Genomic DNA, 20,917 nt, shown 5'->3' with positions numbered 1-20,917 from the left:
TATCCTTTTAGCAGTCGACTAATTTTTCTTTGGCAATCACAATTCCATTGTTATCTGCATAGATATAATCACCAGAATTGATTGTTACACCACCAAAATACAGCGAACTGTCAACCTCACCAATGCCTTTACGATTACTTTTTTGAGGGATTGCTGCCAATGCATGAACACCCAAATCAAGTTCTGCGAGTGCATCTACATCGCGCACGCAACCATAAATCACCACACCATTCCACTTATTCTTTACGGCAGACTCAGCGATCATATCTCCCATCAACGCACAACGCATTGAAGCTCCTCCATCTACAACGAGCACTTTACCAGTACCCTCTGTTGCCAATAGCTCTTTCACTCTTGAGTTATCTTCAAAGCATTTAACCGTAACAACTTCACCACCAAAACTTTTACGTGCTCCATAACTTTTAAAGAATTTACCATCTAAAGAAGGAATCACCACTTGTAAGTTCTTTTCAGGATTATCATCTAACAAATCGCACGTTACAAAAGGTACAGTTGTCATTTAAGCTCTCCATTATTGGGTTTGTTGTATCGCTAAATTATCATACAGTTTAAATGCAGCGGACTGTGTTTGTGCTGCAACCACCATAGTATGCGCCAATTGTTCGGCTGTGACAGGCTTAAATTTAAACGGCTTCGTCCATTTTTTTTCGATCAATTTAAAGGCTGTCTGCGCCATATCTTCTAACAATCGTACATCACTACGTTTTCCAATCAAAAGTGAAGGTTGAAATATCGAAAGCTTAAAAATTGACAGACTTTTTAAATAATCCTCCAATTCACCTTTGACTTTATTATAAAAAACAGGTGAATTTGCGTTCGCACCTAAGGCACTTACAATCAAAAAATGAATATTTTTATCTTGAATTAAATCTGCAAAATGCGCATTGATCTCATAGTCAATTGCATAAAAAGCCTCTTTAGATCCTGCCTTTTTGATCGTGCTCCCCAAACAACCAAATGCGTGCGTATATGTATTCACATCTTCATCATTCAACAACAGAAAATCTTCAATCACTAGTTGATTAACTTTATTATAACTATCTAATGTATCTAATTTTTTCCTTACAACAACCGTTATAGTTTCAAAACTATCTGACTGCTGCAACTCACTGACCAATGCCTGACCAACCAAGCCAGTTGCGCCAATAACAATTGCTTTTTTATCTGCTTTGCTCATTTATAGTTCTTCCGATTGATCATTGAGATTAATGTAACGTTTTCTTTTAAGATTATCACCTGTTAAATGCACTTAAAAACATGACAAGACTTGACTTCACGGCATAGTTTCCTCAAAATATGGCACTTGTTTACGGGCTGGTGAATGTTGCTAATATTGTATTGGTTTTAACTTCAGCCCGCCCAGACCAACTTATTTTCAAGGAGTGCACGAGTGGCAAACTCTGCTCAAGCTAAAAAACGTGCTCGTCAAAACGTTAAAGCACGTAAACACAACGCAAGCTTGCGTTCTATGGTTCGTACTTACATCAAGCGTACAGTAAACGCGATCGCTGCTGGTGATTATGCTGTTGCTTCAGAAGCTTATAAAACAGCTGTTCCTGTAATCGACCGTATGGCTGATAAAGGCATCATCCACAAAAACAAAGCTGCTCGTCACAAGAGCCGCTTAAATGCTCAAATTAAAGCATTAGCTAACTAATTTGCTGCATATAAAAAAGTCCGAATTATCGGACTTTTTTATTGCTTTAATTTTAGTAAAAATAGCTGATTAAGTGCCTAAGCTTAAATTTATTATCCTCGAACATAAGGTTTTAAAGCAGTCCCCTCACTTTCTACAATTTTCATTAACTTTTGACAAAAACTATAACTCTCTTCCAATAGACCTAGATCATGCGCGCGCGCATTACTTCGTGTAAATTGTTCCCTGTATTCTTCATAACGTTCAATTAGATATTCCTCATCCAAGCTCAATGCAAACATCATTAGCTCAAAACGAAAATCCATATCAATCATCAAACCAGCAGGCATATCACCATATGCCCAAGCCTGTAATGCATCTAACTTACCTTGGCCCAAATGGAAAAAAATAAAATTAATATACGCATCTAAATTTTTAAGAAAATCCTGAATATCCGAAACAGTATCCCAACGTCCAATCAAAGAAAAACATAAATCTGAGCGCCCTTTATCTTCTGAATAATGATAAATATCCATAGAGCGTAAACGAAAGATCAAGCGTTCAGATAACTGTTCCTGCAAATACTGCGAAATAAAACGATCTGTAAAATCCATAGCAAACGATAGCATTGGACTGACCGTTAGCTTTCTAAGCACCATTTTTAATTGATAAAAAACACCAATCTGTTTTTGTGTTAATAAAAAACAACGATACCCTGTATCCAATGCTAATTCAGGTCGCCCAATATTACCCCAATTAGAAATGTAATCATGCGCGATATTAAAAACATCGAGTTTTAGATCTTTAGTGTATGTCTGCTGCTCAAACCACTGACACATGAATTGTTCAGCAGCAGCCATATTATGGGGGATTTGAAAATCAGGCATTTGCCAAGCTGCAACTGACTCTGTTTGTTCAAGTTTTAGACTTTGCACATCTAATGGTTCTAACAAATAAGGTTGTAGCATATGCTCTACAGCATTTTCAGGTGACTGCAATTCACCAATTGCCCAAATATTAAAATTAGGCTCATAAAACCCTACACCAGTTTCATGTACTGCCTCATAAAAAACACGATATATCGCATCGTTTTGAGTAGTATCCAACATAAACCCATCGATCGGCATAATCGCACATAAGTTCTCGGAAAATTGTTGCTGAACATGATCCAACCATTGTTGAACTTGTACTGAAAAAAAACATTGATATTGGGGATCACTAATCTTATCAGCAACATAATCCAACCATCTGAGCAATGTTCTGCCATGACTCGGCGTATGGCAATATTGTTGATGCAATTCAAATGCCACTTGATAAGAATCATCTTCTGCAGGAACTTTACCCGTAAATATTTCAGGTTCCCACAAATAAATCGTGTTTGATGACATGTTTTTATCCAGTTATGTGTCTAATTTATCTTTTTTATTGATACATAATGACGAATTTTTTGTTTTTTTAAAAGTAATTTTTTAATTTTATAAGCAGAGTCTATTCACACTTAAATAGACCCTGCTTGCAACTATGATTCATCCAAAGATGGATAAAAAACTTCTATTTTTTTAATCCATCTTTTCTTAACAACGGTTCCGCTAACACTAAATTTTTTGCAGTTAACTCTGCAAGTATTAAGCTATTGTTGACCAATGGAATCGTCCACTTTTGATTGCTACCTCCCGTACAAGCATAGCGAATCAGACGTGCTCGATTATTGGTCAAATAACCACCTTCCAAATCGAAACATTGGTTGGATTGTTTGATGGCCTGTGCAGCAGGATCAACTGTCCAAATCTGATTTGCTAAATTACCGCATGGCAATAAATTAACAACATTACCCGCACCAGTAGTTAAACATTGGCCTATATATTTCTTATTATGAATTTTGCCATTGGCATCATAGATCCATTTTTCAGAATCATCCCCTGAACAGCCAACTGCACCACTTATATAAGTATTTAAGACGCCACTTTCTAATTGCTCAGCTTTAAGGCAATGGGTTCTATTCATCAATGGAGTCGCAGAACCGAGTTCTAAATCATTGGTTAAGCCAAGTTTCTCAACAAATGCATTGAAGGCCTGTACAGCCTCAGGTTCAGTCTTATGCAAATCTGAAGAATAAACATTCATCCAGCGATTCAAGCGATACATTTTTTCTTGCTGCTGATTATAACGAAGCATTTCCTTCTGAGCGTCAGCAGACAATTGCCCTATAAATGATTGATAGGTTTCTAGCAATAACTTTGACTCAGCCGAAAGCGTCATCACCACTCGACCTTTATTGGCAAGCAAAGCCTGTTCAAGCCGTGGTAACTCAATTGCCCTAAGCGCCGAATAACCAGCTTGTTTGCCAATTTCCACATACGGATCTGATACTACCTCATATGCGGGTATTGTAATACTTGATAGTAGTGTTGCATCTTCATTTGCTTTTCTACAATACAAATTCACAGTTTGAGGTGCATCAGCTTGTGCAAGATTAATGTGGAATTTATTTGCATTACTTCCAGCATTTACGCGCTGTGGCGCTAAAGCTATATTCTGAGAACTTTTAGGAAATTGAATATTAAGCCAACAATTTGCCGACTTAGCATTTGTATCAACTTGAGATAAGTTAAATACATTTCCCCAATTACCTTTAGCCGCAGGATAAATCAATCCTACCTGATTGACCGGATCATACCCCCCTAAGATCGTATAAACAGGAACACCAAACAACCGTGGTTTCAAATAGTTCCCATCCGTGCTGTTATACCAAACATTTTTCGAAGAAGGCACTTTGGGCTGTGATACTTCCATTTGTCGAGTTATCGTATTCCATTTTTTATAACCTGTTGGAGAGGACTCATCCCAAACATGACGATCAAAAGCAGGTTGAATCTTTGAATAGGTACTATAACCAGTATAGTGCGTATATTTTGAGATACTACTTGCACTACCACCACCTGACATTGCATCCCAACCATAAGCATATTGATTCAAGAAGTTAGGTACACTATTTTTACCATCAGATAATTTAGTCGACGTCCAATTTAAGTTACCACGCATCTTATTTCGAAAAGCAATATACCCCCAACCACTATCCGCATGATGCGCTGCCCAAAACATATTGTCTCCTACAGAACCCGGATAATGCCCCAAGCCATAGTGATGTCCAATTTCATGACTAAATTCGTTACCAATCGAATCAATCAAAGTCAGCATACCGTTTCCACCACTCAAACCGTGTGTGACATCACCATTGCTATATTTACCACGAGCATGGTGAGCAACAACGCTTTGCGTAAGTTGTGGTTGTTCTTGGCTTGCCATAGATGCACTGGTAATCCCCCAGTTAGCGAGATTAATACCAACACCAAAAGTAGATTTTGCTGTATTTTCACGCATATCACCACTATATACGTCACCCGTAGTGTCGCTAGCTGCATCGTAAATAATGCCACTAGCAACCATTACTTTATCTAGCTTTAAATCATCATACTTCGCGACCACCATACGTGCAGCTGGAATCGTTTGAAAATAGTCCGTCCCCGCTTTTGCAGGTTCTAATAACATATAGTGACCTGTTGATTTAGGTGGCTCAGTGAGCAATCCCAGTCGAATGTTATGAAGCACCAATTCGCCAGGTACAGCAAAATCAATATTTTCTGCCGGCAAATCACCAACACGATTATTCGTAGGATCTATAATTCGGATGTTTAAACCTGCTCGAATTTCATCCCAGTTTAATGCTGCACTCCATGCTCGTTTTGAATAGCTTACCTTTGGGCGGCCATCGGCGTTAGATTGATCTGATGCTGGAATTCGTGTCGGCTCAATTAAATCTATCGTTCTTAAACGTTTCTGACCATCATAAATCTCTGCTTGTAAAGCTTGAATGTCACCCATATCAGCCAGAGGTGTAACCAATAAAAGAGCTTCTTTTTCAGCTGTAAGTCTCGGCATCCAATCTTTTTCATTATTTTTTGGATTCACCACATGACTTTGTGCAAATTGCACCATCGCCATGAAATCTCCATTTAAATCATTTCTTAATACGCGTGTTTGTTCAGATTTATCATAATCGTAGAACCCAATAATAGAATCATCGACCACATCTTTCGTTGGTTCAGGGTATTTATTTATAACAGGAGGTATGGTGGTATTTTCACTTTTATTTTTGTCACCTGCGTCCCCTCCACCCCCACCACAGGCAAATAAAGTAGCAGGCAGCAGACAAACAGCTAAATACTTTAGGCGTAATTGCATCACATTTCCCCAAATATAAACACGATAACTTATCGTTAAAAACAAATTATGTGATTTAGTTAATTTATAAAAATCATATAGTTATAACAATATAACCTAAAACAAACCACAGGGGAAATTTAATAAAAACTAAGGAAAACTAATTTCTAAAATGATAGTTTTATTGATTATGAAGGATCATGAAAATGCTTAATCAGCAACTCTTCTCTCTGACCACGCCAAATCCATTTAAGTTTGCTATTTGCGAAATCCTCCCCCTCAAACCACACGAATAAACCTTCCATCATATCTGGCCAATCCGCTTGCTCAATTTGATTCTTGCCTGAGATTACTGCAATAATCGCTGCAAGTATGGTGTCATGACTGACGGCTAAACTTAAACCATGCTGATGTGTAGGATGAGTGTGATATAGCAACTCCAACACGTCAAAAACACCTGTGATTGGGTGCTTCATGCCAGGCAAGGCGTTATTCACAAAGCTATTGATAAAACCTAATGCCCCTTGTTTACGAAAATAAGGAGCTGCTTGCTGTATATCAAGCACAAAACTACCTGGTTCGACTAATAAACGCTGCTCAACTATCTCTATCGTATGCGTATTTACTAACTTATGAACTACATCTGCCCCTTCGATCATCAAAGCAGCTGTATCCACGCATCGTTGAATAGGACTTGAGATGCAATGTTGAATCGCTCGATCCGTATTCTTAATTAAATATTGCCCCCAAGCATAGGCAAGTTCACGCCCTTGTTCAGTCAATTGCAAATCGTAGCCAGCCAAACCCTTCCCATTCACCAATTCACGCAAAGAATGACGCGTAAATAGCGTTACAGGCGTCGAAGCTTCTGGAAGTAAATCAATCGCTTCAAACATGCTTTTGGGTAATAAGTGCAAGGCCATATTCAATCGTTTAAATGAGAACTTAACTCACTATACCATGAGCAGCATAACACTCAATCTAAAATACCTGACAGGCGCAATGCATCATAAGCAATTGTTTTATAGTCTTGATCTCTAAATGCAATGAAGCCATTGTTTAATACTGTTTCACGCTGATTGTATTGAAATGGTTTTCCTTCTAATGTCATCAAACCACCTCCAATACTTTCCAAAAATGCTTGTCCTGAACTGGTATCCCATTCTGAGGTTGGATGAAATCGTGGATATATATCAATCTCGCCTTCAAGCATCATACAAAATTTATAGGCACTGCCAGCTTCACGTCGCGTAACTTCTCGGTGCAGTAAAATCGGTTCAATAAAATTTTTATATTTAGGGTTTTTGCTATTGTGACTCAAACCGATTTGTACGGGTGTCGTTAATGAATGTGATTCCACCTGATACTGAAACCATTCTTGTCTACTAAAACTATACTTATAGGGTAATTGTGATCGATAGCCGATATACATGACTTGTTCACATGGCACTGCAATAATAGCAAATGTCGTTTCATGGTTTTCAATCAAACTTAAATTGATCGTAAACTCATCACGTTCATGAATAAACTCTTTTGTCCCATCCAGTGGATCAAGCATCCAACAGCGTTCCCAGTCTTTACGTGCTGAGTAATCGCTTTCTTCTGATAATACTGGCAAATCAGGCGTTAGTTCGGCAAGTTTCTTGATTATAAAACGATTTACCTTTAAATCAGCTTGTGTCACTGGTGAATCATCTATTTTTTCCTGAATATTAAACTCACCACCCGCACAATAATTTTGATATTCTTCCAGTAATATTTGACTAGCCTGCGCCATAACAGGGACAAGTTGCAAAATAAAGTTGTCTTGTGGGGCAAGCGTTTTAACAAACATAGATTAACCTTATGTCATATTCAGATTTACAGCAGCCAATCATCATGTTTGACATGGATGGCACATTACTTGATTTAGCTTTTGATGATTTTATCTGGAACGATTGTTTGCCTGAACGACATGCGCAAGTCCATCAATGTAGTCTGGCACAAAGTCAACAAACACTATTTCAATTTTACCAACAGCATAAGCATACACTATCTTGGTATTCTTCGGCGTACTGGACGACCAAAGTTGGTGTCGACACGTTGCAACTACAGTATGAACATCAAGAAAAAATTAAAGCACGTTCTGGTTGCCATGAGTTATTAGAACAGCTCAATGCTCAAGGCTATCGTTGTTGGCTTTTAACCAATGCAGATCAAGCTGGTTTACAACTGAAACTTGAAAATGTAGCACTCAGCCCTTATTTTGAAGTGATGATCAGTAGTGAAGAATTGGGTTTTGCAAAAGAAGATGTCAATTTCTGGAAAGCCCTACAACAGCGACACGCATTTGATCCAGTAAATGCCGTCTTTGTTGATGATACAGTTGCTGTATTAAGAGGTGCTGAGAAATTTGGAATCACACAGTTATATAGCATTTTACAACCCTCGAGCAGTAAACCCGCTCGCATCGCGACAGAACTAGAATATCTTGCTCTCGATCATCTCACAGAACTCCTTGATTATCTTGAACCCGACACACAGGTAACAGATGCCAAAACAGCATGAAGCAGAAAGCATGGATGCCATGCGAATTGATAAATGGCTTTGGGCAGCACGTTTTTTTAAAACACGCTCTATCGCCAAAGCAGCTATCGAAGGTGGTAAGGTACATCACAATAATGAACGCGTAAAAGTTTCTCGCGATGTACGTATTGGCATGCAGCTTACCATCCAGCAAGGTTTTGATAAAAAAACCGTAGTAGTCAAAGCACTTTCATCCGTTCGTGGTGGAGCCCCAATCGCACAACAGCTTTATGAAGAAACAACAGAAAGTATTGAGCGCCGAGAGTTGCATGCATCACAGCGGAAGCTGCATAATCTAGCGCGACCAGATCACCGACCAAGTAAAAAAGATCGTCGTGATATCAATCGTTTTAAACATGGAAATGCTCAGTCATGGTCTTATCATGATGAATAAGATGGGATTGAGATTTTCTCAATTTGGGCGCGTCATTTTGTGTCGTACTGACATAGATCAGATGTGGAATTAATAACGAGAATCTGCCACTATACCCAAGTCCCAACAAGTTGAGATTCAGTACATCCACTTGGGTTAGTCGTTAAGAATATAAAGTTTTGAGGTTTTGAGATGGATGATAATAAAAGTAAAGCGTTACAAGCCGCTTTAAGCCAAATTGAAAAACAATTTGGTAAAAACACAGTAATGCGCTTAGGTGATAATACCGTACAAGCAGTTGAAGCTGTATCAACGGGTTCTCTAACACTTGATATTGCGCTTGGTATTGGTGGTTTACCCAAAGGGCGTATCATTGAAATCTATGGACCAGAATCTTCTGGTAAAACCACAATGACTTTGCAAGCCATTGCTCAATGCCAAAAAACTGGTGGTACATGTGCATTTATCGATGCAGAGCATGCCTTAGACCCTGAATATGCGCGTAAATTAGGCGTAGATATTGACAACTTGTTGGTTTCACAACCTGACAACGGTGAACAAGCATTAGAGATTGCGGATATGCTGGTTCGTTCTGGCGCAATTGATCTTATCGTTGTCGACTCCGTTGCAGCCCTCACCCCTAAAGCGGAAATTGAAGGCGAAATGGGCGATTCACATATGGGCTTACAAGCACGTTTGATGAGTCAGGCATTGCGTAAAATCACCGGTAATGCGAAGCGCTCAAACTGTATGGTGATCTTCATTAACCAAATCCGTATGAAGATTGGCGTTATGTTTGGTAGCCCTGAAACAACGACTGGTGGTAATGCACTTAAATTCTATGCATCTGTACGCTTAGACATCCGCCGTATCGGTGCAGTGAAAGAAGGTGATGAAATCACCGGTAATGAAACTCGCGTTAAAGTTGTTAAAAATAAAATGGCACCGCCTTTCAAAGAAGCAGTGTTCCAGATCATGTATGGTAGAGGTACAAATCAACTAGGTGAACTGGTTGATCTCGCAGTTCAACAAGATATCGTTCAAAAAGCAGGTGCTTGGTACTCTTATCAAGGCAATAAAATCGGTCAAGGTAAGAATAATGTCATCCGCCATTTTGAAGAAAACCCACAAATGGCACAAGAAATTGAAAAGCTTATTCGTGAACAGCTTCTAACAAAGAACAGCAACGAAGCCGCAGCAGTGGAAGAAGATGAGCTAGATCTTCTAGAAAGCTAAACTAGACGCCCTTCGGGGCGTTTTCTTTTCGTCTATCATTTAAACCCAAGGTAATCTGCCTCAGCATAAATCACGAATAGCCGTAAATAAATACCTTTGAATTAATAGCCATGTTTAGCACGACAAAAAATGACAAACCGAAAACACTCACAGGTCAAAGACTCAGGTCATATGCCTTTGCATTATTGACACGTCGAGATTACTCACAAGCAGAATTAACCGAAAAGCTAAATCAATATGCAATTGATCCAAATGAAGTTGCAATTTTAGTAACAGAGCTAGCAGAAAAAAATTATCAGAGTGATCAACGTGTCGCAGCTTTAACCCTATCAAGCCAAATTCGTAAAGGAAAAGGCTTACAACGCATTAAACAAGCACTTAAGGCGAAACAGCTAGATGCAGAATTAATAGCAGAAGAACTTGAAGAAGTGGATTGGCTAGATCAAGCCTACCAACTTAAAGTAAAAAAATTTGGTGAAGACGTTACAAAAGACCCAAAACTCAAAGCAAAACAAATTCGATTTTTACAATATCGCGGTTTTGATATGGGGGTAATTTTAAAAGCAATTGCTCGAACGAGCGAAGAAGAATAAATAATTGGTGGCAACCCTACTAGCAAGATTTCGGCACATCATAGTTCTACTACCGTTGCTACCTTCCGGTCCTGGCGGGGTTCATAGAGTACAATTGCGAAGCTACCAGCAGGGCTACCATTGCCTGACAAAGTATAGAGATTTTTACTTGAGTTGCAAGACTTGTCTCTGTTTTTCAGTGAGTTTTCCGTTCAACTGCCTAATTACTCAACAATAAGTTAAAGCTTTCATTTAGTAAGCTTTAATAATGTACAAAGATTAAACAACAACCAAGCAATTCTCTTCAAAAGTGCTTGAAGATTGTAAATGCTTATTGCATTTAAATGAGTTGCTGTTTTAATGACTAAATCAAAATGCATATTTGCTGTGTGCTAGTCTGTAAAAAAGTGGAGACTGATTCACTCACAGCTTTAATTTTCAACTGAATGGATAGATTTTCATGCTAAAAAAGCATTCTGTACTCTTTGTTGCGTTACTCAGCAGTGCATATGTATATGCCAATATTCCAATTGAATCTCGTGCACTTAGCCAGCAGACTGCCAGCAGCAGTAATACCACAAATGTCGGCTCTAATTTAAACTGGGAACTCATCCAAAAAAATCAACGTCTTGAAGAAGAAGTACGTAAATTACGTGGTCAATTAGAAGAGCATGACAACGCAATTGAGCAATTAAAAAAAGAACTTACCAACCGCTATACTGATTTAGATCAACGCTTAGAGCTGCTGTCTCAGAAAATTGATCCACCAGAAGAAAATACTGAAGAGCCAATTGATGCTTCACAGCCACTTTCAAATAATACAAGCACAGCTACGACAGCACAATCGCAGCCAAGCCCTGCTGCATCCAATATGAATGTGAACAACCAAATCGAGCTAGAGAAAGCTGCGTACACTGTCGCGTTAGATGCTTATAAACAAGGCGGTGCAAAACAAGCTATCCAACCGATGCAGAACTTTATCAAAAACCACCCAAATGGTATTTATATCGGTAATGCATACTTCTGGCTTGCAGAATTTTACCTCGCAGTAGAACCCGTAAATTACACAGCAGCAAAACAAAATTACACGACTGTTGTGAATCAATACCCAAACTCAGCTCGCGCATCTCGTGCCTTATATCAGCTCTACAGCATTGCAAAGGAAGTCGATAAAAATACAGCGCAAGCTAACCAATACAGAACCAAGCTACTAGCTCAATACCCTCAATCTGAAGAAGCAAAGTTTATTCAGAAAAAATAAAAACTCGAGCACAGTAGTCATAAAAAAGCCAGTTCATTGAACTGGCTTTTTTATCGCGATCAAATCAAGCTTACTTGATGTCGGCTTGAGATTTTAAATATGCCGTGTAGTCTTCTAGAACCTGCTGACCACGGAATTGTTGATACAACTGTTTTAATTCCAACAACTCTTTTTCTGGCAAGCTACTCGCCACACTACTGTCTACATTTGAAACAGCAACGATAACGAGTTCATTTGGCAATTTCGCCGTTGTTGCAGACCACATCCCTTCCTTACTTGGCGCAGGAATGCTAAATGCAGCACGTTCAATCGCACGCTTTAAACCATGTGAGCGAGCAAAAGTACCTGCATTCTCAAAATTGACTTGTGACTTCGCAACAACTTGTGCAGCAGGTTGAGTTTTGAAATCAGCAAGGATAGATGCCATTTTTGCCTGAGCAGCTTTATAGGCTTTCTGTTCTACTACCTTCGCTTTAACTTCAGTAGTCACTTCAGATAATGGTTTAATTCCTGCTGGGTGATAATCACGAACTTTAATCCAGATTGAATCACCATTCGCCAATTGAATATTTGATGATGCATTACGATCACCATTTTTCACATCATCACTGAATAGTTTCACTTTGACATTCAAATCACTCAAGATAGGATGTTGTGTTGCCAAAGTAATCGCTTTTGCAGATTCAACATGTGCAGCTTTGACTTCTTGTGCAACAACCTCTAGTGAATCACTCCCCACAACCATTTCGTTTAAGTTGTTGACCGTATCACTAAACAGATTTGCGGCTTTAGTTTTCTCAACTTCAGCAGTTAGACGTGCTTTTTCTGATTCAAATGACGGAATATTTACTGTTGGTACCTGCACTTCAATAATGTGATAACCATACTGCGTTTTTACAGGCTTAGAAACCTGACCATTTTTTAAAGTGTTTACAGCATTATCAAAATCAGCAGAGAAAGCTCCAGGCGCATAAGCACTTACCAAACCACCTTGATTTTTAGAACTCGGATCTTCCGAATATTGGCTTGCAGCTTGAGCAAATGTCATACCCGATTGAATTTTCGCGTAAACATCATTAATCAATTTCTGTGCTGCAGCATCATCACGCTCATCCGTCGTTACTAAGATATGCTTCACTTCACGATTCACACTTTGCTGCTGTTTTTCTACAAACGCTGCATAAGCCTGTTGTAAGTCTGCATCAGTAACAGCTAAATTAGCTTGTTCTAATAATGCTGGGCTTAAAACCACATAATCCACATCAACACTTGCAACTTGCTTGAATTCATTTTTATGCTTGTTGTAGTAGTCAGTGATTTCTTGAGTTGATGCTGTAACACCCTTTTTATAATCATCTAGCTTGATGCTTGCCAAGTGCAATGTACGTTGCTCTGTTTGCAAATTAGCAAGTTGCTGTAAATCAGACTTACTTACCAATGCATTGTCCATCAGACTCGATGAGATCATTTTAAGAGCATGATCTTGACGCAAACTCGAGATGAGTGCCTGATTCGTTAAACCAACTGAGCGTAGATAGTTCTCATAAAGCTGTTGCGAGAATTGTCCATTTTGCTGAAAGCTTGGTTGCTGCGCCAACATCTGTTCAAGTTGCGCATCACTCAAAGAGATACCCAGTTTTTCAGCCTGCTGAGACAATAAGCTACGTGCCACAAGTGCATCCATCGCTCTTTCTTGAATCGCTGACAGATTCAACAATGACTCATCACCTTGAACCAAGGCCAAATATTGATCTTTATAATTCTTGATTGCACTTTCTAATTCTTTATTAGAAATATCTTGACCATTTACCGATTTGGCAACATCTGCTTTATTGCCACCGCTAAAATATCCTTCAATACCGACAAGAGCTAAAGGGGTCAAAAACAAAACTAACAGGACTTTGCCAAGCCAACCTTTAATGACCGTACGAAATGATTCCATAAATATTCCAATATTTAATTTCGGGGCAATTTTAACTTAAAAAACAAAGTGAATGAATGCCGAATGAAGATCAAATTAACTTTTTCATTGGATAAATAAAAAACGCACCCAAAATGGTGCGTTTATTGATTTAGAAAGATTACGCAACCGAATCTTTTAAACCCTTACCAGCTTTAAAGCTAGGTACTTTGCTTGCTTTGATTTGAAGCTCTTCACCAGTTTTAGGATTACGACCAGTACGTGCAGCACGTTCTTTTACGCTAAAAGTACCAAAACCAACTAAAGTAACCGTATCACCCTTTTTAAGTGCTTCAGTGATTGATGCAATTGTCGCATCGAGTGCTTTACCAGCATCCGACTTAGACACTCCCCCTTTTTCAGCAATCGCATCAATTAATTCTGATTTATTCATGATAAAAAATATCCTCTTAATATCGTTTGTTAAGATCCAAGGCTATAGTTTAAAAGGCCATGCAGCCTTTATAGCAATGCTTTAGGGGAGAACGCAATACTAGAAAGGCTTTTTTAATTAAAATAAATACCGAAATACGACATAAACGGACGAGTTACTTGCAATTTTTTTACTTTTTATTCAATTTAGCCTTCAATTGATCATTTTCTTCAATTAAAGCGTCCACCTTAATGTGAAGCTGTACTAACAGTTGTTCGATATGTTGAAGATCTTTTGGTGTCACCAAACCAATACGATTCAGCGAGTGATTTACACCACTATCTAAAATCTTTTCGACCTTATCTTTGGTATCTGTCACCGATTCTTTTGCTTTCTCGGTTACCTTACCGACAGTATTATCTGCAAAATCGACAGTTTTAGACTCAAGCTCCTCACCCACCTTGACTAAAGAGTCGAATAATTTGTTGCCCTCTTCTTCTGCACGCGAAAAAGCGCCTAAACCAGCTAGCCAGATCTGTTGTGTATACTTTTTAAAATCGAGCGCAGATTTCTTAGAACTCTTTGATTTTGACTTAGTTTTTGCTTCAGTATCTTCACTAGCATTGTCTATATTTGTATTATCCATGAACCATCACTCCTAAGCTCGTTACAAACAGCATGTCGTATTTAACCATAAAAATGTTTTTATAATATCAAAGTTAGGACTTGATCGTTTTAAAAAACTGTTCTACAAAGCAATATAGTCATGTAAATTATTTTTAACAATTGGGTAAGGATACTCAAGATTTACTAGACTTGATGTTTTGTTATTTATTTTTTGGCAAGGAAAAAGAGATTTATGATTGATACGCAACAAATACATAAACATCCGCATTTGTTGCTAAACATTGTCATCATTGTTTTAGAAACTTTTTTTTCCTTCATCTTGACGCATGATGCTGGGCTACGTTTGCAAGCGAAAAAGCTAATTGATGATAAAATTACTATTCGAATTAACAGCTATATTCCTTTCTTTGACTTTTACATTCAGTTCACGGAAAAAGGTTTACTGTTTGACATGAAAGCCTTGGATCGAAAAATTGACCTTGAAATCAATTGCACTCTGATCGATTTGATTAAAATTTTTGTTCTAAATAATCAAAAAAGTATTTCTAATCTTCGTATTTTAGGAGATTCGACTTTAGCCGAACAATTCACAGATCTCATTCCTCACTTTACCTTATCTAGTATCTTGGTGAACTGGAGACAATGGTTTAATGCATTTGATGATGATGCTGACACCATCGCATCCCAACATCGAATCGCTCCTCTTTTGGAAAAAATCGATCAACAACGCTCTGAAATCAACACGTTATTGGTTGAGGTAAAGCAATACCAAAATCGCATTCATCGACTTCAAAAACGTCAACGTATGATCAATATTGCTTTTGTGACACTAAGCTTTATTTTAGTTGCCATTTTTGTATATAATATGTGGATACAATAATTCCAAAATATTTTACTTTTCACACGCATAATGGCAATTAAAAAACTTGACTATTTTAGTCGGAATTCATAAAATTTAGACATCTAGTCTATTCATGTGTATCGAATCATGCGCCTAACAACTCGCGGTCGTTACGCAGTGACTGCTCTACTTGATTTAGCTTTGCAGCCAACTGAACAAACGATCACGCTTGCGGAAATAGCAGCACGCCAATCCATCTCAGTCGCTTATTTAGAACAGTTATTCGCAAAACTTAAGCGTCACGGGTTAGTTTCAAGCGTTCGCGGTGCAAATGGTGGATATCACCTTGCACGCAATGCAAGTGAAATTACTGTGCTAGAAATCATAGAAGCCGTAAATGAAACTGTCGATGCAACGCGTTGTGACCATAAAGGTAACTGCCAAAATGGTGCAATGTGTTTAACGCATGACTTATGGCAAGACCTCTCCCACCATATTGCCGATTATCTTGCGAAAATCACTCTTGCTGACCTGATTGCGCGTGACAATGTTCAAACTGTTGCGTTACGTCAGAACTCACCAAGTTTAGATTCAGCCCTTCTATCGGTTACAGGTATTTGACATGAAACGTCCAATTTATCTAGATTACGCAGCAACCACTCCTGTACTGCCTGAAGTTGCAGAACGTATGATGGAATGTTTAACGTTCGAAGGGACTTTTGGTAACCCTGCGTCGCGCTCACATGCATATGGCTGGCAAGCTGAAGAAAAAGCCGAATATGCGCGTGAACAAGTCGCAAATCTTATCAAAGCAGATCCTCGTGAGATCGTTTGGACTTCGGGTGCGACTGAATCGGATAACCTAGCATTAAAAGGTATTGCCCAATTCTACGGTTCTAAAGGCAAACACATCATTACAAGTAAAATCGAACACAAAGCAGTGTTAGATACTTGCCGTGAACTTGAAGAACAAGGCTTTGAGATTACTTATTTAGAGCCAGAACCACGTACTGGTTTAATTACCCCAGAAATGGTTCAAGCGGCTTTACGTCCAGATACTATCCTTGTATCACTGATGATGGTGAACAACGAAATTGGCACAGTAACAGATGTTGCTGCAATCGGTGAACTCACCCGCGCAAACAAAACCTTCTTCCATGTCGACGCTGCTCAAGCTGCTGGTAAAGTAGAAATTGATCTTTCTACGATGAAGGTTGATTTAATGAGTTTTTCTGGTCATAAGATTTATGGTCCGAAAGGAATTGGTGCATTATTTGTTCGTCGCAACCCTCGTGTTCGCTTAAAAGCGCAAATGCATGGTGGCGGTCATGAACGTGGTATGCGTTCTGGTACTTTAGCGACTCATCAAATTGTTGGTATGGGTGAAGCGTTTGAGCTTGCTGGAAAAATGATGCAAGCAGAACAAGAACGTATTCGCAAATTACGTGACAAACTTTGGAATGGCTTACAGGACCTTGAACAAGTGTTCTTGAATGGTCACCCGACTCACAACGTTGCAAACTATCTTAATGTCAGCTTCAACTTTGTTGAAGGTGAATCATTGATGATGGCACTCAAAGATGTTGCTGTATCTAGTGGTTCAGCATGTACATCTGCAACTTTAGAGCCATCATACGTTTTACGTGCTTTAGGTTTGTCTGATGAGTTAGCGCACAGCTCGATCCGTTTTAGTTTTGGTAAATACACGACTGAAGCAGATATTGACCACGTGTTAACAATCACCAAAGCTGCTGTAGAGAAACTACGCGAACTTTCTCCGCTTTGGGATATGTATAAAGAAGGTATTGACCTTTCTACAGTTGAATGGGCTGAACACTAATTCATTGAATTCTTCATTGAAAATAGCGTTTAAACCCTCATATTAATATTAGGCTGACCCCGAGGTTTGGAGAAGCGACATGGCTTATAGTGAAAAAGTAATTGATCATTACGAAAACCCTCGTAATGTAGGCGTTTTGGATAAAAATGCAGAAAATGTAGGTACTGGCATGGTGGGTGCACCAGCTTGTGGCGACGTTATGCGTTTACAGATTCAAGTTGATGATAATGGTGTAATTGAAGAAGCTCGCTTCAAAACTTACGGCTGTGGTTCTGCAATTGCATCAAGCTCTCTTGTAACCGAATGGTTAAAAGGTAAGACGCTTGATGAAGCTCAAGCAATCAAGAATATTGATATTGCAACTGAGCTTGCGCTTCCACCAGTAAAAGTTCACTGTTCAGTATTGGCTGAAGATGCAATTAAGGCTGCGATTGAAGACTATCGTGGCAAAAAAGCGAAAGCTTAATTGATTACCGAAGATACATTGGAGTTTTCATGATCCATTTAACTGAAAATGCTGCGACTCACATCAGCAATTACCTGCAAAATCGTGGTAAGGGTGAAGGCATTCGTGTTGGTGTGAAAACTTCGGGTTGTTCTGGATTGGCTTACGTTCTTGAGTTTGTCGATGATGTCGACACACATGATGAAGTATTTGAGCAATTTGGTGTCAAAGTTTTTGTAGACCCAAAAAGCCTAGTTTATCTCGAAGGTTTAGAGATGGACTATGTAAAAAATGGTCTAAACGAAGGTTTTGAGTTTAACAACCCAAACCAAAAAGGTGAATGTGGTTGCGGTGAATCATTTACTGTTTAATCATTCAATTTTTATCTAAAGTCAAAAATCTCTCTGAATCCCCCTTTTACAGGGGGACTTCCACAAATGATATAGCATCATTTAATTTGTGAAGCCCTTCCTTTTTTGTAAAGAAGGTTAAGAGGGATTTAAAACGGAATTCATCTCCCATGAATCATTTTGAGTTGTTCCAATTACCAGAAGCACTCGATATCGATTTAGCAGCTTTAAAAAAGCAATTTTTAAGTTTGCAACAGCAATATCATCCAGACAAAGCGAGTGATAAAGATCAAGGTTTGATTATGTCTAGCGACATCAATCAAGCCTATAAAGTGCTTTCACAGGTTGATAGCCGCGCTGCATATTTGCTTAGTTTAAAAAAGCAGGATCATCACCTCGATCAGTCCATTAGTGATTTTGAGTTCTTACAGTCAGCACTTGAAATGCGCGAACAACTCGATGAAGCCGCATCGCCCGATCAACTTCGGACATTAAAAATCGAAGTGCAGCAATGGATTGATGGCTTAATTCGAGAGTTTAAACTAGATTATGCCGATGAAGATTGGGCTGAAGCTCGAGATACTGTTCGTAAATTACGTTTTTTCCAACGTGTAATGAATGATATTGATAAAGCTGAAGATCGTATGCTAGATGAAGAAGAAAGCTTTGATCTAGATGATGATTTTTAATCCGCTGTTACTGATTATTTTCAAGGGATATCTCACGCATGGCACTTTTGCAAATTGCTGAACCTGGTCAATCAACCGCACCGCATCAACATCGTATTGCGATCGGTATCGACTTAGGGACAACCCACTCTTTAGTGGCGACAGTGCTATCGGGAAAACCGAAAGTTCTACAAGATGACAAAGACAGAGTTCTTTTACCGTCTATTGTTCACTATGCGAAAGACTCAACTACGTTTGGTTATGAAGCCAAACCATTTATGTTGACTGACCCCAAAAACACAGTTGTCTCTGTAAAGCGTTTTATGGGTCGCTCGCAAGCTGATATTAAGTTTCAGCACCCATACACACTTGTTGGTGCAGAAAATGAAATGCCTGCTTTTGAAACTATTGCTGGTCGAAAAACACCAGTTGAAGTTTCGGCTGAAATTTTAAAACAACTGAAAGACCGTGCAGAAGCGAGTCTAAATAATCCCATAAATGGTGCGGTGATTACTGTTCCTGCTTATTTTGATGAAGCTCAACGTCAAGCAACACGCGATGCTGCACAACTTGCAGGATTGAATGTTTTACGCCTACTCAATGAACCAACTGCCGCCGCAGTCGCTTATGGTCTTGATCAAGAAACCAATCTAAGTACCGATCGAAACTATGTGATTTATGATTTAGGTGGTGGCACATTTGACGTATCCATATTACGTTTTTCACAAGGTGTTTTTGAAGTTCTCGCGACAGGCGGACACACTGCCTTAGGCGGTGATGACCTTGATCGCTTAATCGTAAAATGGGCAAAAAAACAGCTCAACATCACGACACTAAGTGATGAAGAATATGCTGTTTTCGTGGTTGCTGCGCGTCAAGCCAAAGAATATTTAACGGATCACGAATCAACTGAATTAAAGTTATTAGATGATCGTCTAACTTTAGATCGCCAAACTTTTGAATCAATTATTCAAGTTGCACTCGATAAAACCGCAAGTGTATGCAAACGCGTATTACGTGATGCCAAACTTGAATTAGATGATATCGAACATGTTGTGTTAGTTGGTGGTTCAACTCGCTCTTACGCTGTACAAAATTCAGTACGTGAATTATTTAAACGCGAACCGTTATGTACGATCAATCCAGATGAGGTTGTTGCAATCGGTGCATCTATTACTGCCAATCAATTGATTGGTAATAGTCAAGATGGTTCACTATTGCTAGATGTGACCCCTCTCTCTCTTGGATTAGAGACAATGGGTGGTTTAGTTGAGCGTTTAATTTCTCGCAATACAGCGATTCCTGTTGCACGACGTCAAGAATTTACCACATATCAAGATGGGCAAACTGCCATGTTGATTCATGTTGTACAAGGCGAACGAGATCTCGTTGAGCATTGTCGCTCTCTTGGACGCTTTGTGTTACATGGCATTCCTCCAATGACTGCTGGTCAAGCTCGTATCGAAGTTACCTTCCAAGTGGATGCTGATGGTTTACTCACCGTATCTGCAAAAGAAACGACTTCTGGTGTACAAGCGCAGATTGATATAAAACCCTCTTATGGTTTATCCGCAGCTGACACGGAGCGATTGTTAGTAGAGGGTTTCCAGCATGCTGAAGAAGACAAAAATCTTCGCCATTTGCAAGAAACCAAAGTTGAAGCTCAGCGTGAACTTGAAGCCTTAGAACAAGCCCTAAAGGTAGATAAAGATTTACTCTCCCAGCAGCAAGCGCGTGATTTAATTCTTGCTGCAGAAGCCTTGAAAGCTCGTCTAAAAACAGATGAACTCGAAGCGATTGAACACGCTGTTCAGCAACTTAAAACTCACAGCGATGCCTTTGCTGCACTTCGCATGAACCGACATATTGACCATGCCTTAAAAGGTACAAAACTTGAAGATTGGTCAAACTCAAACTAAAGGTATAGG

General features: G+C 39.0%; 22 protein-coding genes and 1 other RNA gene. 13 read left to right on the top strand and 10 right to left on the bottom strand.

The genetic code is table 11. The annotated features are described in order from the left end of the window. Positions 1-7 precede the first annotated feature (7 nt). Both rraA and F927_RS06560 read right to left on the bottom strand, forming a co-directional pair. Complete coding sequence (gene rraA / locus F927_RS06565) at positions 8-520, bottom strand: ribonuclease E activity regulator RraA (protein WP_005082724.1); 513 nt, start codon at positions 518-520, stop codon at positions 8-10. 12 nt (positions 521-532) lie between these two features. Then, on the bottom strand, positions 533-1,198 hold the full coding sequence (locus tag F927_RS06560) for a Rossmann-fold NAD(P)-binding domain-containing protein (RefSeq protein ID WP_005082722.1): 666 nt from the start codon (positions 1,196-1,198) through the stop codon (positions 533-535). A gap of 213 nt (positions 1,199-1,411) precedes the next feature. On the opposite strand from F927_RS06560, the gene rpsT reads away from it, so the two are divergent. Next, positions 1,412-1,678 (top strand): 30S ribosomal protein S20, encoded by a 267-nt coding sequence (rpsT, locus tag F927_RS06555; protein ID WP_004639414.1) that lies wholly within the window; start codon positions 1,412-1,414, stop codon positions 1,676-1,678. 92 nt (positions 1,679-1,770) lie between these two features. Here rpsT and F927_RS06550 read toward each other — a convergent pair whose 3' ends face one another. From F927_RS06550 to F927_RS06535, 4 genes are all read right to left on the bottom strand, one after another. Continuing rightward, on the bottom strand, positions 1,771-3,045 hold the full coding sequence (locus F927_RS06550; protein WP_005082718.1) for a hypothetical protein: 1,275 nt from the start codon (positions 3,043-3,045) through the stop codon (positions 1,771-1,773). 163 nt (positions 3,046-3,208) lie between these two features. Next, entirely contained in the window at positions 3,209-5,899 is a 2,691-nt protein-coding gene (locus F927_RS06545) for a M66 family metalloprotease (protein WP_005082716.1), read from the bottom strand. A 167-nt stretch (positions 5,900-6,066) separates the two neighbouring features. Further along, positions 6,067-6,801 (bottom strand): histidine phosphatase family protein, encoded by a 735-nt coding sequence (locus F927_RS06540; protein WP_004639417.1) that lies wholly within the window; start codon positions 6,799-6,801, stop codon positions 6,067-6,069. 53 nt (positions 6,802-6,854) lie between these two features. After that, entirely contained in the window at positions 6,855-7,712 is an 858-nt protein-coding gene (locus tag F927_RS06535; RefSeq protein ID WP_005082713.1) for a 3'(2'),5'-bisphosphate nucleotidase CysQ family protein, read from the bottom strand. Positions 7,713-7,723: 11 nt separating this feature from the next. Here F927_RS06535 and F927_RS06530 point away from each other — a divergent pair, with 11 nt between their 5' ends. The 4 genes from F927_RS06530 (at position 7,724) to F927_RS06515 (ending at position 10,645) form a co-directional block, all read left to right on the top strand. Next, positions 7,724-8,425, top strand: a complete 702-nt coding sequence (locus F927_RS06530; protein WP_004639419.1) for an HAD-IA family hydrolase — start codon at positions 7,724-7,726, stop codon at positions 8,423-8,425. Next, positions 8,409-8,837: an RNA-binding S4 domain-containing protein gene (locus tag F927_RS06525; protein WP_005082709.1), complete on the top strand. Its 429-nt coding sequence runs from the start codon at positions 8,409-8,411 to the stop codon at positions 8,835-8,837. Before F927_RS06530 ends, F927_RS06525 begins: the two co-directional genes overlap by 17 nt. 171 nt (positions 8,838-9,008) lie before the next feature. Further along, the gene (gene recA / locus F927_RS06520; protein ID WP_005082706.1) at positions 9,009-10,052 is read left to right on the top strand and encodes a recombinase RecA; all 1,044 of its coding nucleotides are present in this window, start codon (positions 9,009-9,011) and stop codon (positions 10,050-10,052) included. Positions 10,053-10,162: 110 nt separating this feature from the next. Then, positions 10,163-10,645: a regulatory protein RecX gene (locus F927_RS06515; protein WP_005082704.1), complete on the top strand. Its 483-nt coding sequence runs from the start codon at positions 10,163-10,165 to the stop codon at positions 10,643-10,645. Positions 10,646-10,659: 14 nt separating this feature from the next. On the opposite strand, the gene ffs is transcribed toward F927_RS06515, so the two are convergent. Then, positions 10,660-10,756, bottom strand: an RNA gene (gene ffs / locus F927_RS16800) — signal recognition particle sRNA small type. A 328-nt stretch (positions 10,757-11,084) separates the two neighbouring features. Between ffs and F927_RS06510 the strand changes: the two genes are divergently transcribed. After that, positions 11,085-11,885, top strand: a complete 801-nt coding sequence (locus F927_RS06510) for a YbgF trimerization domain-containing protein (RefSeq protein ID WP_005082702.1) — start codon at positions 11,085-11,087, stop codon at positions 11,883-11,885. 70 nt (positions 11,886-11,955) lie between these two features. Here the strand turns inward: F927_RS06510 and F927_RS06505 are convergent, their stop codons facing one another. From F927_RS06505 to F927_RS06495, 3 genes are all read right to left on the bottom strand, one after another. Beyond that, positions 11,956-13,827 carry a SurA N-terminal domain-containing protein gene (locus F927_RS06505; RefSeq protein ID WP_005082700.1) on the bottom strand — a complete coding sequence of 624 codons (1,872 nt, stop codon included), beginning with the start codon at positions 13,825-13,827 and terminating at the stop codon, positions 11,956-11,958. 139 nt (positions 13,828-13,966) lie between these two features. Further along, positions 13,967-14,239: an HU family DNA-binding protein gene (locus tag F927_RS06500; protein ID WP_004639426.1), complete on the bottom strand. Its 273-nt coding sequence runs from the start codon at positions 14,237-14,239 to the stop codon at positions 13,967-13,969. A gap of 169 nt (positions 14,240-14,408) precedes the next feature. Then, a complete protein-coding gene (locus tag F927_RS06495; protein ID WP_004639427.1) occupies positions 14,409-14,864 on the bottom strand; it encodes a phasin family protein in 456 nt (151 codons plus the stop codon). Between the two features lie 213 nt (positions 14,865-15,077). On the opposite strand from F927_RS06495, the gene F927_RS06490 reads away from it, so the two are divergent. From F927_RS06490 to hscA, 7 genes are all read left to right on the top strand, one after another. Then, positions 15,078-15,725, top strand: coding sequence for a hypothetical protein (locus tag F927_RS06490; RefSeq protein ID WP_005082699.1), 648 nt, complete (start codon positions 15,078-15,080; stop codon positions 15,723-15,725). Between the two features lie 108 nt (positions 15,726-15,833). Then, positions 15,834-16,307, top strand: coding sequence for an Rrf2 family transcriptional regulator (locus F927_RS06485; protein ID WP_004639430.1), 474 nt, complete (start codon positions 15,834-15,836; stop codon positions 16,305-16,307). Between the two features lies 1 nt (position 16,308). Then, positions 16,309-17,526: an IscS subfamily cysteine desulfurase gene (locus F927_RS06480; RefSeq protein ID WP_005082697.1), complete on the top strand. Its 1,218-nt coding sequence runs from the start codon at positions 16,309-16,311 to the stop codon at positions 17,524-17,526. 79 nt (positions 17,527-17,605) lie between these two features. Beyond that, positions 17,606-17,992 carry a Fe-S cluster assembly scaffold IscU gene (gene iscU / locus F927_RS06475; RefSeq protein ID WP_004639432.1) on the top strand — a complete coding sequence of 129 codons (387 nt, stop codon included), beginning with the start codon at positions 17,606-17,608 and terminating at the stop codon, positions 17,990-17,992. Positions 17,993-18,021: 29 nt separating this feature from the next. Continuing rightward, complete coding sequence (iscA, locus tag F927_RS06470) at positions 18,022-18,342, top strand: iron-sulfur cluster assembly protein IscA (RefSeq protein ID WP_005082695.1); 321 nt, start codon at positions 18,022-18,024, stop codon at positions 18,340-18,342. A 149-nt stretch (positions 18,343-18,491) separates the two neighbouring features. Beyond that, positions 18,492-19,010, top strand: a complete 519-nt coding sequence (gene hscB, locus F927_RS06465) for a Fe-S protein assembly co-chaperone HscB (protein WP_005082693.1) — start codon at positions 18,492-18,494, stop codon at positions 19,008-19,010. Between the two features lie 38 nt (positions 19,011-19,048). Next, positions 19,049-20,908, top strand: coding sequence for a Fe-S protein assembly chaperone HscA (gene hscA / locus F927_RS06460; RefSeq protein ID WP_005082691.1), 1,860 nt, complete (start codon positions 19,049-19,051; stop codon positions 20,906-20,908). The last annotated feature ends 9 nt before the right edge of the window (positions 20,909-20,917 follow it).

The organism is Acinetobacter haemolyticus CIP 64.3 = MTCC 9819, from assembly GCF_000369065.1.
GTDB lineage: Bacteria > Pseudomonadota > Gammaproteobacteria > Pseudomonadales > Moraxellaceae > Acinetobacter > Acinetobacter haemolyticus.
The sequence above is the reverse complement of the archived record's forward strand: the minus strand, read 5'-3'. Positions and strand labels throughout refer to the sequence as shown.

What these genes read in the sequence shown, in the direction of transcription:
- iscU (WP_004639432.1), top strand. Translation starts at nt 17,606, where the DNA reads ATGGCTTATAGTGAAAAAGTAATTGATCATTACGAAAACCCTCGTAAT.
- F927_RS06540 (WP_004639417.1), bottom strand. Translation starts at nt 6,801, where the DNA reads ATGGCCTTGCACTTATTACCCAAAAGCATGTTTGAAGCGATTGATTTA.
- F927_RS06545 (WP_005082716.1), bottom strand. Translation starts at nt 5,899, where the DNA reads ATGCAATTACGCCTAAAGTATTTAGCTGTTTGTCTGCTGCCTGCTACT.
- F927_RS06500 (WP_004639426.1), bottom strand. Translation starts at nt 14,239, where the DNA reads ATGAATAAATCAGAATTAATTGATGCGATTGCTGAAAAAGGGGGAGTG.
- F927_RS06485 (WP_004639430.1), top strand. Translation starts at nt 15,834, where the DNA reads ATGCGCCTAACAACTCGCGGTCGTTACGCAGTGACTGCTCTACTTGAT.
- F927_RS06505 (WP_005082700.1), bottom strand. Translation starts at nt 13,827, where the DNA reads ATGGAATCATTTCGTACGGTCATTAAAGGTTGGCTTGGCAAAGTCCTG.
- F927_RS06480 (WP_005082697.1), top strand. Translation starts at nt 16,309, where the DNA reads ATGAAACGTCCAATTTATCTAGATTACGCAGCAACCACTCCTGTACTG.
- F927_RS06495 (WP_004639427.1), bottom strand. Translation starts at nt 14,864, where the DNA reads ATGGATAATACAAATATAGACAATGCTAGTGAAGATACTGAAGCAAAA.
- hscA (WP_005082691.1), top strand. Translation starts at nt 19,049, where the DNA reads ATGGCACTTTTGCAAATTGCTGAACCTGGTCAATCAACCGCACCGCAT.
- F927_RS06560 (WP_005082722.1), bottom strand. Translation starts at nt 1,198, where the DNA reads ATGAGCAAAGCAGATAAAAAAGCAATTGTTATTGGCGCAACTGGCTTG.
- hscB (WP_005082693.1), top strand. Translation starts at nt 18,492, where the DNA reads ATGAATCATTTTGAGTTGTTCCAATTACCAGAAGCACTCGATATCGAT.
- F927_RS06550 (WP_005082718.1), bottom strand. Translation starts at nt 3,045, where the DNA reads ATGTCATCAAACACGATTTATTTGTGGGAACCTGAAATATTTACGGGT.
- iscA (WP_005082695.1), top strand. Translation starts at nt 18,022, where the DNA reads ATGATCCATTTAACTGAAAATGCTGCGACTCACATCAGCAATTACCTG.
- rraA (WP_005082724.1), bottom strand. Translation starts at nt 520, where the DNA reads ATGACAACTGTACCTTTTGTAACGTGCGATTTGTTAGATGATAATCCT.
- F927_RS06535 (WP_005082713.1), bottom strand. Translation starts at nt 7,712, where the DNA reads ATGTTTGTTAAAACGCTTGCCCCACAAGACAACTTTATTTTGCAACTT.
- F927_RS06510 (WP_005082702.1), top strand. Translation starts at nt 11,085, where the DNA reads ATGCTAAAAAAGCATTCTGTACTCTTTGTTGCGTTACTCAGCAGTGCA.
- F927_RS06525 (WP_005082709.1), top strand. Translation starts at nt 8,409, where the DNA reads ATGCCAAAACAGCATGAAGCAGAAAGCATGGATGCCATGCGAATTGAT.
- F927_RS06530 (WP_004639419.1), top strand. Translation starts at nt 7,724, where the DNA reads ATGTCATATTCAGATTTACAGCAGCCAATCATCATGTTTGACATGGAT.
- F927_RS06490 (WP_005082699.1), top strand. Translation starts at nt 15,078, where the DNA reads ATGATTGATACGCAACAAATACATAAACATCCGCATTTGTTGCTAAAC.
- recA (WP_005082706.1), top strand. Translation starts at nt 9,009, where the DNA reads ATGGATGATAATAAAAGTAAAGCGTTACAAGCCGCTTTAAGCCAAATT.
- F927_RS06515 (WP_005082704.1), top strand. Translation starts at nt 10,163, where the DNA reads ATGTTTAGCACGACAAAAAATGACAAACCGAAAACACTCACAGGTCAA.